Source organism: Pseudomonas sp. PAMC 29040, from assembly GCF_003994535.1.
In the GTDB taxonomy this organism is placed as follows: domain Bacteria; phylum Pseudomonadota; class Gammaproteobacteria; order Pseudomonadales; family Pseudomonadaceae; genus Aquipseudomonas; species Aquipseudomonas paraversuta.
Map to the genome: position 1 here is coordinate 184,007 of NZ_RZAA01000008.1, position 13,685 is coordinate 197,691.

Genomic DNA, 13,685 nt, shown 5'->3' on the forward strand with positions numbered 1-13,685 from the left:
TAAGCGGCCGGCTGGCCGGGCATCATTGAGCGTTCGGGACAATATTGAAACCGGGCACATGAGCCTTGATCGCACTCAACAGTTCGTCCCTGCTGAAGGGCTTGGTCAAAAATTGATCAGAACCCACTATCCGCCCCTTGGCCTTGTCGAACAGCCCGTCCTTGGATGACAACATAATTACCGGCGTCGACTTGAACGCCCGGTTGTTCTTGATCAGTGCGCAAGTCTGATAACCATCCAGGCGCGGCATCATGATATCGACAAAGATGATATGCGGATGGTGATCGACAATCTTGGCCAGGGCATCAAAACCGTCGATGGCCGTGATGACCTCGCACCCTACGTTTTTGAGCAGCGTTTCGGCGGTACGGCGAATGGTTTTTGAATCGTCAATCACCATCACCTTCAAGGCGCTGGACTGCTTTTCCATATGTGCTCTACCGTCGCGTGGCGACCCGTTTTGTTACAAATGTGCGGCTTGAAAACCCAACTCCTTGATGGACAAGGGCTGAAAGTACTGTGCGAGCCTTTTTAGCACAGTCACGACCTGCAATCTATCGGGCGACCCGGCGTGACGCGGGGCAGGTGGTTTTTCCTTGACCGGGCCCCCGCTCAGCGCCACTCTGGCGCCACTTTTAAAAGCCTTTTACTAACCCGCAGAAGCGAGCTTGCTCGCGAACTTTTCTACGGGTGAGATCTTCGCCAATTTTATATGAGGAATTCGCCATGAGCGTTCGAGTCGGGATTGTCATGGACCCCATTGCGGGCATTTCCTACAAGAAGGACAGCTCGCTGGCCATGTTGCTGGCCGCACAGGATCGCGGCTGGACCCTGTTCTACATGGAGCAGCAAGACCTCTACCTGAGCGAAGGCAAGGCCCGGGCGCGGATGAAGCCGCTCAAGGTCTTCGCCGATCCGCAAAAATGGTTTGAGCTGGACGCCGAAGCCGATACCGCCCTGAGCGATCTGGACGTGATCCTGATGCGCAAGGACCCGCCCTTCGACATGGAGTTCGTGTACTCCACCTACTTGCTGGAACAAGCCGAGCGCGACGGCGTATTGATCGTCAACAAGCCGCAGAGCCTGCGTGACTGCAACGAAAAGCTGTTCGCCACCCAATTCACCCAGTGCACGCCGCCGACCGTAGTCAGCCGCCGCGCCGATGTCTTGCGCGAATTCGCCGCCACCCACGGTGACGTGATCCTCAAGCCGCTCGACGGCATGGGCGGCACTTCGATTTTCCGCCATCGGGTGGGTGATCCAAACCTGTCGGTGATTCTCGAAACCCTGACCGCCAACGGCACTCAGCAAATCATGGCCCAAGGCTACCTGCCGGCGATCAAGGACGGCGACAAGCGCATCCTGATGATCGACGGCGAGCCCGTACCCTATTGTCTGGCGCGCATTCCGGCCGCAGGCGAAACCCGTGGCAACCTGGCCGCAGGCGGCCGTGGTGAAGCACGGCCACTGAGTGACAAGGACCGCTGGATCGCAGCCCAGGTCGGCCCGACCCTGCGGGAGAAAGGCCTGCTGTTCGTCGGCCTGGATGTGATCGGTGAACACCTGACCGAAATCAACGTCACCAGCCCGACCTGCATCCGCGAGATCGACAATGCTTTCGGCACCAATATCGGCGCCCTGTTGATGGATGCGATTGCATCGAAGCTGCAAGCTTCAAGCGCCAAGCCGAAAGTTTAAAGGCGCAATGTAGCGAAGCGGCAAGTTTGGGGCGTATCGCTTTTAGCTTGCCGCTTGAGGCTTGCCCCTTCCCTCCTTGCAGCTAAAAACCAACATTGCGCTATCATGCGCGACCTGTGTAACGCGCAATGTTGGTCTTTCTGTCATGACACTCCCCAGCGACCTGCCCCCCGAACTCAGCCATAAAGGCGTGAGAGCGGCCGATCGCCTGGGTTTTACCCTGATGGTCGCGGCGCTGATTCATATCGCAGTGATTCTGGGTGTGGGTTTCAGCATGAGCGAGCCCAGGAAAATCAGTAAAACCCTGGAAATCACCCTCTCGACGTTCAAAAGCGAGAAAGCTCCGGACAAAGCGGACTTCCTGGCACAGGACAACCAGCAAGGCAGCGGTACGCTGGACAAGAAAGCCGTGCCCAAGACCACAGAGGTCGCTCCGTTCCAGGACAATACGGTCAAAAAGGTCACCCCGCCTCCTGCCGCCAGACCCGAACAGCCAAAGGCAGCGCCCAAGGCGGCAGTCACCACCGTCGCCCCGAAACCGAACAAGGCCCCGCGCGAACCGCAAAAGGTCAAAACCGAAGCGGCGCCCAAGGCCAGCGTTCCCACGTTCGACAGCTCACAGCTGTCCAGCGAGATTTCCAGCCTCGAAGCCGAACTGGCCAACGAGCAGCAGCTGTACGCCAAGCGCCCCAAGATCTACCGCATGAGTGCCGCTTCGACCATGCGCGACAAGGGTGCCTGGTATAAAGAGGACTGGCGCAAAAAAATCGAACGCGTCGGCAACCTCAACTACCCCGAACAGGCCCGTCGCGAAAAGATCTACGGCAAGCTGCGGCTGCTGGTGTCGATCAATCGCGACGGCTCACTGCACGAAGTGCTGGTACTTGAGTCCTCCGGGCAACCGCTGCTGGATCAGGCGGCGCAACGAATCGTAAGGCTGGCGGCGCCTTTTGCGCCATTCACTGGCGATCTGGCAGACATCGACCGGCTGGAGATCATCCGCACCTGGAAGTTTGCCCAGGGCGACAGGTTGTCGAGCAATTGAGCCAGGCTCGCTCCTGCAGAGTCAGCAATCTTCATCCGCCAAACTTGTCAGTTCACCTTGCCAGCGCCACACTAAGGCTCATGAAAAAGCACGCACCGACCTACCTCAAGCATCAATTCCTGATCGCCATGCCCCACATGGCTGACCCGAACTTTGCACACACCTTGACCTACATCGTCGAGCACACGGCCAATGGTGCCATGGGCCTGGTGATCAACCGGCCAATGGATCTGAGTCTGGCGGACATTCTTGAGCAACTGCGCCCTGATACGGCCTGCGCACCCTTGTGCCAGCATGTGCCGATCTACGGCGGCGGCCCGGTGATGGTTGATCGCGGTTTTGTCCTGCACCCGGTCGGCATGAGCTTTGACGCCACCGTCGAGCTGGAGGACGGACTGGCCCTGAGCACCTCTGCCGACGTGCTGTTCAGTATTGCTGACGGGCACGGGCCGCGACGCAGCCTGATTTGCCTGGGCTATGCCGGGTGGGACGCCGGCCAGCTGGAGGCCGAACTGGCGGACAATGCCTGGCTGACCTGCCCCTACTCAGCCCACGTCCTGTTTGACACCTCTAGCGAGTTGCGCCTCGACGCCGCCGCCAAACACCTCGGAGTGAACCTCAATTTGTTAAGCACCCAAGCAGGCCATTCCTGATGGCCGGGCACGACATTCGTCTTGTGCTCGGTTTCGACTTCGGCACCCGCTCCATCGGGGTCGCCGTTGGCCAGATGATCACCGGCCAGGCCCGTGAACTGTGCAACCTGAAAGCCGAGAACGGCATTCCGAAGTGGGAAGAGATCGAAAAGCTCATTAAAGAGTGGAAACCCGACGTGCTGATTGTCGGCAAGCCCCTGAATATGGATGGCAGCGAAAGCCCGCTGTGCGCACGGACCAAAAAATTTGCCAATCGGCTCAATGGCCGTTTCAATTTGCCCGCTTATGAGCACGATGAACGCCTGACCACTTTTGAGGCCAAGGGCGAGCGTATGGCCCAGGGCGGCCAGCGCGGCAGTTTTCGTGACAACCCTGTGGATGCCATTGCCGCCAGGCTGGTGCTGCAAAGCTGGATCGACGAGTTCCTGGCCAAGTCTCAATCCAAAGCCTGACCCTGCGTTTGTATCACTGACGCGCCCCATTGTTTGCGCCCGCCGCTGCAGGCTTCGCCTTGCGGGCCTTTTAAGGAGCCACCATGATCCTGCCTGTTCCCGCTGAACTGATCTCCCAGATGGCCCTCGACCTCAAGGCCCATCTCGCCCGGCGCGGCATCACCGAGCCGCGCTTCATTGGCATTCGTACTGGCGGTATCTGGGTTGCCCAGGCACTGCTGCGCGCGCTGGACAGCGACTCGCCACTGGGCACGCTGGATGTGTCTTTCTACCGCGACGATTTCAGCCAGAACGGGCTGCACCCGCAGGTTCGCCCTTCCGAGCTGCCATTCGAAATTGAAGGCCAGCACCTGGTCCTGATCGATGACGTGCTGATGAGCGGTCGTACCATTCGCGCCGCGCTTAACGAACTGTTCGACTATGGTCGTCCAGCCAGCGTGACACTGGTCAGCCTGCTGGATCTGGACGCGGCCGAACTGCCGATCAGGCCCGACGTGGTGGGTGCGACCCTGCCCCTGAAACCGACCGAGCGGGTAAAGCTGTCCGGCCCGGCGCCATTGACCCTCGAACTTCAAGACCTTGCCTAAGAGACCTTTGCGATGACGCCCATAGACGCCAAGCGCCCGCTACAGCTCAATGATCAGGGCCAGCTGCGCCACTTTCTGTCCCTCGACGGACTGCGCCGCGAGCTGCTGACTGAAATACTCGATACCGCCGACTCGTTCCTCGAAGTCGGCGCCCGGGCGGTGAAGAAGGTCCCGTTGCTGCGCGGCAAAACCGTGTGCAATGTGTTCTTCGAAAACTCCACCCGCACCCGCACCACCTTTGAGATGGCCGCACAGCGCCTGTCCGCCGACGTGATCACACTCAATGTGTCGACTTCGTCCGCGAGCAAGGGCGAAACCCTGCTCGACACCCTGCGCAACCTTGAAGCCATGGCCGCCGACATGTTCGTGGTACGCCACGGCGACTCCGGGGCCGCGCACTTCATTGCCGAGCATGTGTGCCCGCAGGTGGCGATCATCAACGGCGGCGACGGCCGGCACGCGCACCCGACCCAGGGCATGCTCGACATGCTGACGATCCGTCGCCACAAGGGCGGCTTCGAAAACCTGTCGGTAGCCATAGTCGGCGACATCCTGCACTCGCGGGTCGCGCGTTCGAACATGATTGCCCTGAAAACCCTGGGCTGCCCGGATATCCGCGTGATTGCACCGAAAACCCTGCTGCCGATCGGCATCGAGCAATACGGGGTCAAGGTCTACACCGACATGACCGAAGGCCTGAAAGACGTCGACGTGGTGATCATGCTGCGCCTGCAGCGCGAGCGCATGTCCGGCGGCCTGCTGCCGAGCGAAGGCGAGTTCTACCGCCTGTTCGGCCTGACTACGGCCCGCCTGGCGGGGGCCAAGCCCGATTGCATCGTCATGCACCCGGGCCCGATCAACCGTGGCGTGGAGATTGAGTCGGCAGTGGCCGACGGCCCGCATTCGGTGATTCTCAACCAGGTAACCTATGGCATCGCCGTGCGCATGGCGGTGTTGTCCATGACCATGAGCGGGCAAACGGCCCAGCGCCAATTCGAACAGGAGAACGCCCAGTGAAGCTCAGCATTCTCGGCGCCCGCGTGATTGATCCGTGCAGCAAGCTGGATCAAGTGACCGACCTGCATCTGGAAGCCGGCAAAATTATTGCCATTGGCGCTGCCCCGGCAGGTTTTACCCCGACTCAAACCATCGAAGCCAAAGGCCTGGTGGCCGCTCCCGGGCTGGTTGACCTGAACGTTGCCCTGCGCGAGCCGGGCTACAGCCGCAAAGGCACCATCGCCAGCGAAACCCGCGCTGCCGCTGCCGGTGGCGTGACCAGCCTGTGCTGTCCGCCTCAGACCAAACCGGTGCTGGACACCTCGGCCGTCACCGAGCTGATCCTCGACCGCGCCCGTGAAGCCGGAAACTGCAAGGTGTTCCCGATTGGCGCCCTGAGCAAAGGCCTGGAAGGCGAGCAACTGGCCGAATTGATCGCTCTGCGTGACGCCGGATGCGTCGCCTTCGGCAACGGTCTCAGCAGTTTCACCAACACCCGCACCCTGTGCCGGGCGCTGGAATATGCGGCTACATTCGACCTGACGGTGATTTTCCACTCCCAGGATCGCGATCTGGCTGAAGGCGGCATCGCCCACGACGGTCCGATGGCCGCCTTCCGCGGTTTGCCGGGCATCCCTGAAACCGCCGAAACCGTAGCGCTGGCCCGTGATCTGCTGCTGGTTGAGCAAAGTGGCGTGCGCGCCCACTTCAGCCAGCTGACCAGCGCCCGGGGCGTGGCCCTGATTGCCCAGGCCCAGGCTCGCGGTTTGCGGGTGACGGCCGATGTGGCGCTGTATCAGCTTATTTTGACCGATGAGGCGCTGGTGGACTTCTCCAGCCTGTACCACGTGCAACCGCCGCTGCGGACCCGGGCCGACCGTGACGGTCTGCGCGAAGCCGTGAAGTCGGGCGTGGTGCAAGCCATCTCCAGCCATCACCAGCCCCACGAACGCGATGCCAAGCTTGCACCCTTCGGTGCCACCGAGCCGGGCATGAGCAGCGTTGAGCTGTTATTACCGCTGGCAATGACCCTGGTAGAAGACGGTTTGCTGGACTTGCCGACCTTGCTGGCTCGCCTGGGCGCTGGCCCGGCCGATGCCTTGCGCCTGCCGGCCGGACGCCTGGCGGTGGGTTGCGCGGCGGATCTGGTGTTGTTCGATCCGACAGCTTCCACCGTGGCCGGTGAGAAATGGCTTTCCAAAGGCGACAACTGCCCGTTCCTTGGCCATTGCCTGCCAAGTGCCGTGCGTTACACGCTGGTGGATGGCCGGATCAGCTACGAAGGCTAAGCATCTGCAGGAGCGGGCTGCTCGCGATCTTTTGAACACATAAAAGATCGCGAGCAAGACCGCTTCTGCATGTTTTGCGCTGTGCCTTAACGGCGTTCGGCGTTCTTGATCGAAATCTGTTCGTTCAGGGTCCAGAAGTCGTAAAGGATACCGATCAGAAAGAACCCGCCGGTAAACAGGTAGATGATCCCGGTGATCCATTTGCCCATGTACATGCGGTGCACACCGAGCACACCCAGGAAGGTCAGCAGAATCCAGGCCACGCTGTAGTCGGTTTCACCCGAGGTGAAACGCAGGTCGGCTTCGCGATCCATGCTCGGAATCAAGAACAGGTCGATCAGCCAGCCAATTCCCAACAAGCCCAGGGTGAAAAACCAGATCGTCCCGGTCACCGGCTTGCCGTAATAGAAGCGATGCGCCCCCAGAAATCCGAAAATCCACAGCAAATAACCCAGCACCTTGCTGTGGGTATCGCGTTGTACATCGTCTCGATAGCCGCTCATAAATGCCCTCTTTGGTGCTGATAGAAAAATATTGTGGATTTTTTTGTGACTTTTTTACTGTCACGCAACAGGTAAAAGTGTCTTACAAAAAATGGCGCAAAGCCTTGTACCACCTGACCTGCGCTGCTGCCACGGGACAATTTGCCAGTACTTTTGTGCTTTTTCACCCCCAGGCCCAATCGACAAACGGCCTGAGAAAGGACAAAAAAGCTGTTATAAAGTTTCGCGCTTACCACCATAGAGCCCTGCCGAATGCGTCCTTTATTCAAGACATGGCTAACCATTTGCCTGTTAATGCCACTGGCCGCCCACGCCACCAATCGTGAGCAACATCTTCCTTCGGGCTTCACCGGCTACACCGCAAAATCATCTGCGGGTGCTGCTTATGTCGCCTCTAATAGCAAGACCAGCAACAAAACCGTAGCACGTCCTGCGTCCAGCAAGGCTCATCGCAAAGCGCCCGGCAAAATCGCCAATGCTTCGCTGACCGCCGCCAACATGCAGAGCAGCACGGTATTGAGCCGCGCCGTCAACGTGCTGGGCACCCCTTATCGTTGGGGCGGCAGCAGCCCAAGTAAAGGGTTTGATTGCAGCGGGCTGGTGAAATACGCCTTTAATGACGTTGCAGCGGTTGATTTGCCACGTACCTCCAGCGAAATGGCCAGCGGCCACGGGCAAAAGGTCGAACGCAAGGATCTGAAACCCGGCGACCTGCTGTTCTTCAACATCAAGAGCCGCAAGGTCAACCACGTTGCCATCTACCTGGGCAACGACCGGTTCATCCACGCGCCACGTCGCGGCAAGTCGGTCACCATCGACACCCTGAAAAAGCCTTACTGGCAGAGCCATTACGTAGTCGCCAAGCGCGTACTGCCGAAAGAGAAAGCCAGTCTGCAGGTTGTTCAGCGCTAAGAGCGCCAACCTGCTCGCTGGAGCTGTCGAGGCACGAAGGCTGCGATCTTGAAGATCGCAGCCTTTTTTCATCCACAGCCCCTACAACGTTTCGATCACCCTCGCCTCACTAAGCCTGCCAAGGCTCATCTCCAGCGTCTGCATGCCGACCGCCCCACCGGTCTGGATCGCCGAGACCATCTGCGCAACCTTGTTTTCCCGTATCAGGTTCCTGATTGCCGGTGTCGCCAGCATGATTTCGTGAGCCGCTACCCTGCCCCCGCCAACCTTCTTGACCAGCGTCTGGGAAATTACCGCCTGCAGTGACTCGGACAGCATGGAGCGCACCATGGCCTTTTCTTCTGCCGGGAACACATCCACCATCCGGTCGATGGTTCTGGCCGCCGAAGACGTATGCAGCGTGGCCAGTACCAGGTGTCCGGTTTCAGCTGCCGTCAGGGCCAGCCGGATGGTCTCGAGGTCGCGCATTTCGCCCAACATGATCACATCCGGATCTTCGCGCAGCGCCGAGCGCAACGCTGCCGAAAAACTGTGGGTGTCACGATGCACTTCGCGCTGGTTGATCAGGCACCGGGCCGGCTGATGGATGAATTCAATCGGGTCTTCAATGGTGAGTATGTGCTGCTGACGACTACGGTTAAGGTGGTCGATCATCGCGGCCAGGGTCGTGGATTTACCGGAGCCGGTGGCGCCAGTGACCAATATCAGGCCGTGGGGCAGGCGACAAAGCTGACGAAACACCTCGCCCGGCCCCAGTGACTCAAGGCTCGGTACCCGTTGGGCAATGCTGCGCAACACCGCCCCCGCGCCACGCTGTTGCTCGAAAGCGTTGACCCGGAACCGGCCCAGCCCGGCAAGTGCACAAGAGAAATCGGCTTCATGCCCGGTTTCGAAAGCGCTGCGCTGCGCGTCTGTCATCAGGCTGTGGATAAGCCCCCGCACCTGATCTGGCGCGAACACCGGCAGCCCGCACTGCTGCATCTCACCATCGACCCGCAGCATGGGTGCGACACCTGCTGACAGGTGCAAGTCCGAAGCGCCACTACTGACACTCAATGCCAACAGGTCGGCGATATCCATCCCCCCTCCCAATTCCAGTAGAATGCCGCAGACTTTCACAACGGCGGGCTTAACGAATGTCCACGATAGCTGACAACATCGCTGAAGTTGAGGCACGCATCCGTGCCGCGGCACTGGCTGTGCAACGTGATGTGACGAGCATTCACTTACTCGCGGTCAGCAAGACCAAACCCGCTGCAGCGCTGCGCGAAGCCTATGCCGCCGGGGTTCGCGATTTTGGCGAAAACTACCTGCAAGAAGCCCGTGCCAAACAGGTCGAATTAGCCGACCTGCCCTTGAGTTGGCACTTCATCGGCCCCATTCAATCGAACAAGACCCGCGATATCGCCGAGCATTTTTCGTGGGTGCACTCAGTGGACCGCCTGAAAATTGCCCAGCGCTTGTCTGAACAGCGCCCGGCAGACCTGGAACCACTGAATATCTGCATCCAGGTCAACGTCAGTGGAGAAGCCAGCAAGTCCGGCTGTACCCCGCAGGATTTGCCTGCACTGGCAGCCGCCATCAACGGCTTACCGCGCCTGAAGTTGCGCGGCTTGATGGCGATACCGGAGCCCACTGAGGACCGGGCCGAGCAGGACGCGGCCTTTGCAACAGTGCGTGATCTGCAACAAAGCCTGAACCTGGGGCTCGATACACTTTCCATGGGCATGAGCCACGACCTGGAGTCGGCCATTGCCCAAGGCGCCACCTGGGTACGCATCGGTACCGCGCTGTTTGGTGCCCGCGACTACGGCCAGGCCTGATAAGACCGACCTCAATTTTTATAAGGATCTGTTATGAGCAACATGCGTATTGCCTTTATCGGGGCCGGGAATATGGCTTCCAGTCTGATCGGCGGCCTGCTGGCCAAAGGTCTGGATGCCGCACAGATCCGCGCCAGCGATCCGGGCGCCGAAACCCGGGCCAGGGTCTCGGCCGAGCACGGTATAGAACTGTTTGCCGACAACGCGCAGGCGGTTCAGGACGCTGACGTGATTGTCATTGCGGTCAAGCCGCAAGTCATGAAAGCCGTGTGCCAGGACCTGCGCGCGCATCTCGAACCGCATCAGTTGCTTATTTCGATTGCCGCAGGCATCACCTGCACCAGCCTGCAGAACTGGCTGGGCAACCAGCCGCTGGTACGCTGCATGCCCAATACTCCGGCATTGCTCGGTAAAGGTGTAAGCGGCCTGTTCGCGACTGCCGCCGTTACCGCCGAACAGCGCCAGCAGGCTGAAGATTTGCTGTCAGCCGTCGGGATCGCGGTCTGGGTCGATACCGAAGCCCAGATCGATGCCGTCACGGCTGTGTCCGGCAGCGGTCCGGCGTATTTCTTCCTGCTGATCGAAGCCATGGCCGACGCCGGGGTCAAACTCGGCCTGCCACGCGAAGTGGCCAAGCAACTGGCCGAGCAGACAGCGCTGGGGGCGGCGCACATGGCCGTGGCCAGTGATGTCGATGCCGCCGAGCTGCGCCGCCGCGTAACCTCGCCCGCCGGTACCACCGAAGCTGCGATCAAATCATTCCAGGCCGACGGTTTTGCAGCCTCGGTCGAAAAAGCATTGAGTGCCGCCGCGCACCGCTCGGCCGAAATGGCCGAACAACTGGGTCAATAAGGAGCACATGATGTCTGGACTTAATGGCGCTGCCATTTTCGTAATTCAAACCCTGGGTAGCCTCTACCTGCTGATCGTCCTGTTGCGATTCATCCTGCAGCTGGTACGGGCCAACTTCTACAACCCGCTGTGCCAGTTCACGGTCAAAGCCACGCAGCCGCTGCTCAAGCCTCTGCGCCGTGTGATCCCGAGCCTGTTTGGCCTGGACATGTCATCGCTGGTGCTGGCGATTCTGGTGCAAATGGTGATCTTCGCCATAGTGCTGACCCTGAGCTACATGTCGTTCAACATTCTGGGGCTGCTGGCCTGGGCCATCATTGGCGTGACTGCGCTGTTCTTGAAGGTGTTCTTCTTTGCCCTGATCATCAGCGTGATCCTGTCCTGGGTTGCTCCTGGTAGCACCAGCCCGGGCGCCGAACTGGTGAACCAGATCACCGAGCCGGCCCTGGCGCCGTTCCGCCGCATGCTGCCAAGCATGGGCGGGCTGGATATCTCGCCGATCCTGGCGTTCATGGTGATTCAGCTGATCCAGAGCTACGTGATCCCGCCTTTGGCCATGTATGTCGGCATGCCGGTCGTGTTGTTCGGCCTGATCTGATGAGCTACTTCCGTTGGGACGGCGAGGACCTGATTCTCGACTGCCACCTGCAACCCAAGGCCAGCAGCGATGAGTTCGCCGGCCTGCACGGTGAACGTCTGAAGATCCGCCTCACCGCCCCACCGGTAGAAGGCAAGGCCAACGCCCATCTGCTGGCCTTTCTGGCCAAGGCGTTCGGCATAGCCAAAAGTCAGGTCAGCCTGATCAGCGGTGAACTCAACCGGCAGAAACGCGTGCGCTTGCACGCGCCGAAAAAACTGCCGGATTTGCCGGGGCTGACAAAGCCAGCCTGAATACTGTTTCTTCTGTGGGAGCCGGCTTGCCCGCGATTGCATCATTGCGGTTTCCAGGCCGAAGTTGTCGGCTGCATCGCTGACAAGCCAGCTCCCGCAAAGGCAGTCTTCGAGCACCTCCGAAATCAGCCCGGAGCATTGCTTGCCGCCCACTCCCCCGCTCATTAGACTTACGCCTCATTTAAAGAGAGCAGGGTCGATGCCAGCCGCCTTTCCCCCCGATTCCGTTGGTCTGGTTGTGCCACAAATGGCGCACTTCAGCGAACCCCTGGCTTTAGCCTGCGGCCGTTCATTGCCTGCCTATGACCTGATTTACGAAACCTACGGCCAGCTCAATGCCACGGCCAGCAATGCCGTGCTGATCTGTCACGCCCTCTCCGGGCACCATCACGCTGCCGGCTACCACAGCATCGATGAGCGCAAGCCCGGCTGGTGGGACAGTTGCATCGGGCCCGGCAAGCCTATCGATACCAACAAGTTCTTCGTCGTCAGCCTGAACAATCTCGGCGGCTGCAATGGCTCTACCGGCCCCAGCAGTATCAATCCAGAAACCGGTCGCCCGTTTGGTGCCGATTTCCCGGTACTCACCGTTGAAGACTGGGTCCACAGCCAGGCACGCCTGGCTGACCGGCTGGGCATCGACCAGTGGGCCGCCATCATCGGTGGCAGCCTGGGCGGCATGCAGGCGCTGCAGTGGAGCATCAGCTACCCGGACCGGCTGCGTCATTGCCTGGCCATCGCTTCGGCGCCAAAACTGTCGGCGCAAAACATCGCGTTCAACGAAGTCGCTCGCCAGGCCATCCTCACCGACCCCGAGTTCCACGGCGGTTCGTTCCAGGAAAAGGGCGTAATTCCCAAGCGCGGCCTGATGCTGGCGCGCATGGTCGGGCACATCACCTACCTGTCCGATGACTCGATGGGCGAGAAATTTGGCCGTGGCCTGAAGAACGAAAACCTCAACTACGACTTCCACAGCGTGGAGTTCCAGGTTGAAAGCTACCTGCGTTATCAGGGTGAAGAGTTCTCCGGGCGCTTTGACGCCAACACTTATTTGCTGATGACCAAGGCGCTGGACTACTTCGACCCGGCGGCCAACTTCGATGACGACCTGGCCAAAACCTTCGCCTCAGCCAAGGCGCGCTTTTGCGTGATGTCATTCACCACCGACTGGCGTTTCTCGCCCGCGCGCTCACGCGAACTGGTGGATGCCCTGATGGCGGCGAAGAAAGACGTGTGCTACCTGGAGATCGATGCTCCGCAAGGCCATGACGCCTTCCTGATCCCGATCCCGCGTTACCTGCAAGCCTTCAGTAATTACATGAACCGCATAGAACTGTGAGAACGCCATGAGAGCCGACCTGGAAATCATCCAAGACTGGATCCCCGCCGGCAGCCGCGTGCTCGACCTTGGTTGTGGTGATGGCGAACTGCTGAGCTGGCTGCGCGACAACAAGCAAGTCACCGGCTATGGCCTGGAAAACGACCCGGACAATATCGCCGAGTGCGTCGCCAAGGGCATCAACGTCATCGAGCAGGATCTGGACAAGGGATTGGGCAACTTCGCCAGCAACAGTTTCGATATCGTGGTCATGACCCAGGCGCTGCAGGCCGTGCACTACCCCGACCGGATTCTCGACGAAATGCTGCGCGTCGGGCGCCAGTGCATCATTACCTTTCCGAACTTCGGCCACTGGCGCTGCCGCTGGTACCTGGCCAGCAAGGGCCGGATGCCGGTATCCGAGTTTCTGCCCTACACCTGGTACAACACGCCGAACATCCACTTCTGCACCTTCGAAGACTTTGAAGAGCTGTGCCGAGGTCGCGAAGCCCGGGTGATCAACCGCCTTGCTGTCGATCAGCAGCACCGCCACGGGTGGGCCAGCAAGTTATGGCCTAACCTGTTGGGCGAGATTGGCATTTATCGTGTCAGCAGCCCCGGCCTTCAGGATCATCAGGTCGCGGTTTAAATCAGCGTTCAAGGAGA

Annotated in this window: 18 protein-coding genes; 14 read left to right on the forward strand and 4 right to left on the reverse strand. The window is 59.9% G+C overall.

Going from position 1 to position 13,685, the window contains the following annotated elements; all coding sequences use genetic code 11:
• Positions 1 to 22: 22 nt before the first annotated feature.
• Positions 23 to 430 carry a twitching motility response regulator PilG gene (gene pilG, locus WG29040_RS16230; protein ID WP_004419664.1) on the reverse strand — a complete coding sequence of 136 codons (408 nt, stop codon included), beginning with the start codon at positions 428 to 430 and terminating at the stop codon, positions 23 to 25.
• A 296-nt stretch (positions 431 to 726) separates the two neighbouring features.
• On the opposite strand from pilG, the gene gshB reads away from it, so the two are divergent.
• The 7 genes from gshB to WG29040_RS16265 all read left to right on the forward strand — a co-directional run bounded on the left by gshB (position 727) and on the right by WG29040_RS16265 (position 6,720).
• Positions 727 to 1,698, forward strand: a complete 972-nt coding sequence (gene gshB / locus WG29040_RS16235; RefSeq protein WP_004419666.1) for a glutathione synthase — start codon at positions 727 to 729, stop codon at positions 1,696 to 1,698.
• A gap of 145 nt (positions 1,699 to 1,843) precedes the next feature.
• Positions 1,844 to 2,743 (forward strand): energy transducer TonB, encoded by a 900-nt coding sequence (locus WG29040_RS16240; protein ID WP_004419668.1) that lies wholly within the window; start codon positions 1,844 to 1,846, stop codon positions 2,741 to 2,743.
• 80 nt (positions 2,744 to 2,823) lie between these two features.
• Positions 2,824 to 3,396, forward strand: coding sequence for a YqgE/AlgH family protein (locus tag WG29040_RS16245; protein ID WP_004419669.1), 573 nt, complete (start codon positions 2,824 to 2,826; stop codon positions 3,394 to 3,396).
• Positions 3,396 to 3,848, forward strand: a complete 453-nt coding sequence (gene ruvX, locus WG29040_RS16250) for a Holliday junction resolvase RuvX (RefSeq protein ID WP_004419670.1) — start codon at positions 3,396 to 3,398, stop codon at positions 3,846 to 3,848. The genes WG29040_RS16245 and ruvX overlap by 1 nt, the downstream gene beginning before the upstream one ends.
• 83 nt (positions 3,849 to 3,931) lie before the next feature.
• On the forward strand, positions 3,932 to 4,435 hold the full coding sequence (pyrR, locus tag WG29040_RS16255; RefSeq protein WP_004419672.1) for a bifunctional pyr operon transcriptional regulator/uracil phosphoribosyltransferase PyrR: 504 nt from the start codon (positions 3,932 to 3,934) through the stop codon (positions 4,433 to 4,435).
• A gap of 12 nt (positions 4,436 to 4,447) precedes the next feature.
• Positions 4,448 to 5,452 (forward strand): aspartate carbamoyltransferase catalytic subunit, encoded by a 1,005-nt coding sequence (locus tag WG29040_RS16260; protein ID WP_004419674.1) that lies wholly within the window; start codon positions 4,448 to 4,450, stop codon positions 5,450 to 5,452.
• Positions 5,449 to 6,720: a dihydroorotase gene (locus WG29040_RS16265; protein WP_010656707.1), complete on the forward strand. Its 1,272-nt coding sequence runs from the start codon at positions 5,449 to 5,451 to the stop codon at positions 6,718 to 6,720. Before WG29040_RS16260 ends, WG29040_RS16265 begins: the two co-directional genes overlap by 4 nt.
• An 86-nt stretch (positions 6,721 to 6,806) precedes the next feature.
• Here WG29040_RS16265 and WG29040_RS16270 read toward each other — a convergent pair whose 3' ends face one another.
• Together WG29040_RS16270 and WG29040_RS16275 are read right to left on the reverse strand one after the other, a co-directional pair.
• Positions 6,807 to 7,223: a TM2 domain-containing protein gene (locus tag WG29040_RS16270; RefSeq protein ID WP_004419677.1), complete on the reverse strand. Its 417-nt coding sequence runs from the start codon at positions 7,221 to 7,223 to the stop codon at positions 6,807 to 6,809.
• On the reverse strand, positions 7,220 to 7,492 hold the full coding sequence (locus tag WG29040_RS16275; protein WP_232286862.1) for a hypothetical protein: 273 nt from the start codon (positions 7,490 to 7,492) through the stop codon (positions 7,220 to 7,222). The genes WG29040_RS16270 and WG29040_RS16275 overlap by 4 nt, the downstream gene beginning before the upstream one ends.
• Between WG29040_RS16275 and WG29040_RS16280 the strand changes: the two genes are divergently transcribed.
• A complete protein-coding gene (locus WG29040_RS16280; RefSeq protein ID WP_004419681.1) occupies positions 7,476 to 8,135 on the forward strand; it encodes a C40 family peptidase in 660 nt (219 codons plus the stop codon). The two genes, WG29040_RS16275 and WG29040_RS16280, sit on opposite strands and share 17 nt — an antisense overlap.
• Before the next feature lie 81 nt (positions 8,136 to 8,216).
• Here WG29040_RS16280 and WG29040_RS16285 read toward each other — a convergent pair whose 3' ends face one another.
• The gene (locus tag WG29040_RS16285) at positions 8,217 to 9,215 is read right to left on the reverse strand and encodes a type IV pilus twitching motility protein PilT (RefSeq protein WP_127196532.1); all 999 of its coding nucleotides are present in this window, start codon (positions 9,213 to 9,215) and stop codon (positions 8,217 to 8,219) included.
• Between the two features lie 56 nt (positions 9,216 to 9,271).
• Between WG29040_RS16285 and WG29040_RS16290 the strand changes: the two genes are divergently transcribed.
• The 6 genes from WG29040_RS16290 to metW all read left to right on the forward strand — a co-directional run bounded on the left by WG29040_RS16290 (position 9,272) and on the right by metW (position 13,668).
• Positions 9,272 to 9,958, forward strand: coding sequence for a YggS family pyridoxal phosphate-dependent enzyme (locus tag WG29040_RS16290; protein WP_004419686.1), 687 nt, complete (start codon positions 9,272 to 9,274; stop codon positions 9,956 to 9,958).
• 33 nt (positions 9,959 to 9,991) lie between these two features.
• Positions 9,992 to 10,810 (forward strand): pyrroline-5-carboxylate reductase, encoded by an 819-nt coding sequence (gene proC / locus WG29040_RS16295; protein ID WP_004419687.1) that lies wholly within the window; start codon positions 9,992 to 9,994, stop codon positions 10,808 to 10,810.
• A 10-nt stretch (positions 10,811 to 10,820) separates the two neighbouring features.
• A complete protein-coding gene (locus WG29040_RS16300) occupies positions 10,821 to 11,408 on the forward strand; it encodes a YggT family protein (protein ID WP_004419690.1) in 588 nt (195 codons plus the stop codon).
• Positions 11,408 to 11,701, forward strand: a complete 294-nt coding sequence (locus WG29040_RS16305; RefSeq protein ID WP_004419693.1) for a DUF167 domain-containing protein — start codon at positions 11,408 to 11,410, stop codon at positions 11,699 to 11,701. Before WG29040_RS16300 ends, WG29040_RS16305 begins: the two co-directional genes overlap by 1 nt.
• Positions 11,702 to 11,900: 199 nt before the next feature.
• Positions 11,901 to 13,040, forward strand: coding sequence for a homoserine O-acetyltransferase (locus tag WG29040_RS16310; RefSeq protein ID WP_004419696.1), 1,140 nt, complete (start codon positions 11,901 to 11,903; stop codon positions 13,038 to 13,040).
• A gap of 7 nt (positions 13,041 to 13,047) precedes the next feature.
• Entirely contained in the window at positions 13,048 to 13,668 is a 621-nt protein-coding gene (metW, locus tag WG29040_RS16315) for a methionine biosynthesis protein MetW (protein WP_004419699.1), read from the forward strand.
• Positions 13,669 to 13,685 lie beyond the last annotated feature (17 nt).

What these genes read in the sequence shown, in the direction of transcription:
- pilG (WP_004419664.1), bottom strand. Translation starts at nt 430, where the DNA reads ATGGAAAAGCAGTCCAGCGCCTTGAAGGTGATGGTGATTGACGATTCA.
- gshB (WP_004419666.1), top strand. Translation starts at nt 727, where the DNA reads ATGAGCGTTCGAGTCGGGATTGTCATGGACCCCATTGCGGGCATTTCC.
- WG29040_RS16240 (WP_004419668.1), top strand. Translation starts at nt 1,844, where the DNA reads ATGACACTCCCCAGCGACCTGCCCCCCGAACTCAGCCATAAAGGCGTG.
- WG29040_RS16245 (WP_004419669.1), top strand. Translation starts at nt 2,824, where the DNA reads ATGAAAAAGCACGCACCGACCTACCTCAAGCATCAATTCCTGATCGCC.
- ruvX (WP_004419670.1), top strand. Translation starts at nt 3,396, where the DNA reads ATGGCCGGGCACGACATTCGTCTTGTGCTCGGTTTCGACTTCGGCACC.
- pyrR (WP_004419672.1), top strand. Translation starts at nt 3,932, where the DNA reads ATGATCCTGCCTGTTCCCGCTGAACTGATCTCCCAGATGGCCCTCGAC.
- WG29040_RS16260 (WP_004419674.1), top strand. Translation starts at nt 4,448, where the DNA reads ATGACGCCCATAGACGCCAAGCGCCCGCTACAGCTCAATGATCAGGGC.
- WG29040_RS16270 (WP_004419677.1), bottom strand. Translation starts at nt 7,223, where the DNA reads ATGAGCGGCTATCGAGACGATGTACAACGCGATACCCACAGCAAGGTG.
- WG29040_RS16280 (WP_004419681.1), top strand. Translation starts at nt 7,476, where the DNA reads ATGCGTCCTTTATTCAAGACATGGCTAACCATTTGCCTGTTAATGCCA.
- WG29040_RS16285 (WP_127196532.1), bottom strand. Translation starts at nt 9,215, where the DNA reads ATGGATATCGCCGACCTGTTGGCATTGAGTGTCAGTAGTGGCGCTTCG.
- WG29040_RS16290 (WP_004419686.1), top strand. Translation starts at nt 9,272, where the DNA reads ATGTCCACGATAGCTGACAACATCGCTGAAGTTGAGGCACGCATCCGT.
- proC (WP_004419687.1), top strand. Translation starts at nt 9,992, where the DNA reads ATGAGCAACATGCGTATTGCCTTTATCGGGGCCGGGAATATGGCTTCC.
- WG29040_RS16300 (WP_004419690.1), top strand. Translation starts at nt 10,821, where the DNA reads ATGTCTGGACTTAATGGCGCTGCCATTTTCGTAATTCAAACCCTGGGT.
- WG29040_RS16305 (WP_004419693.1), top strand. Translation starts at nt 11,408, where the DNA reads ATGAGCTACTTCCGTTGGGACGGCGAGGACCTGATTCTCGACTGCCAC.
- WG29040_RS16310 (WP_004419696.1), top strand. Translation starts at nt 11,901, where the DNA reads ATGCCAGCCGCCTTTCCCCCCGATTCCGTTGGTCTGGTTGTGCCACAA.
- metW (WP_004419699.1), top strand. Translation starts at nt 13,048, where the DNA reads ATGAGAGCCGACCTGGAAATCATCCAAGACTGGATCCCCGCCGGCAGC.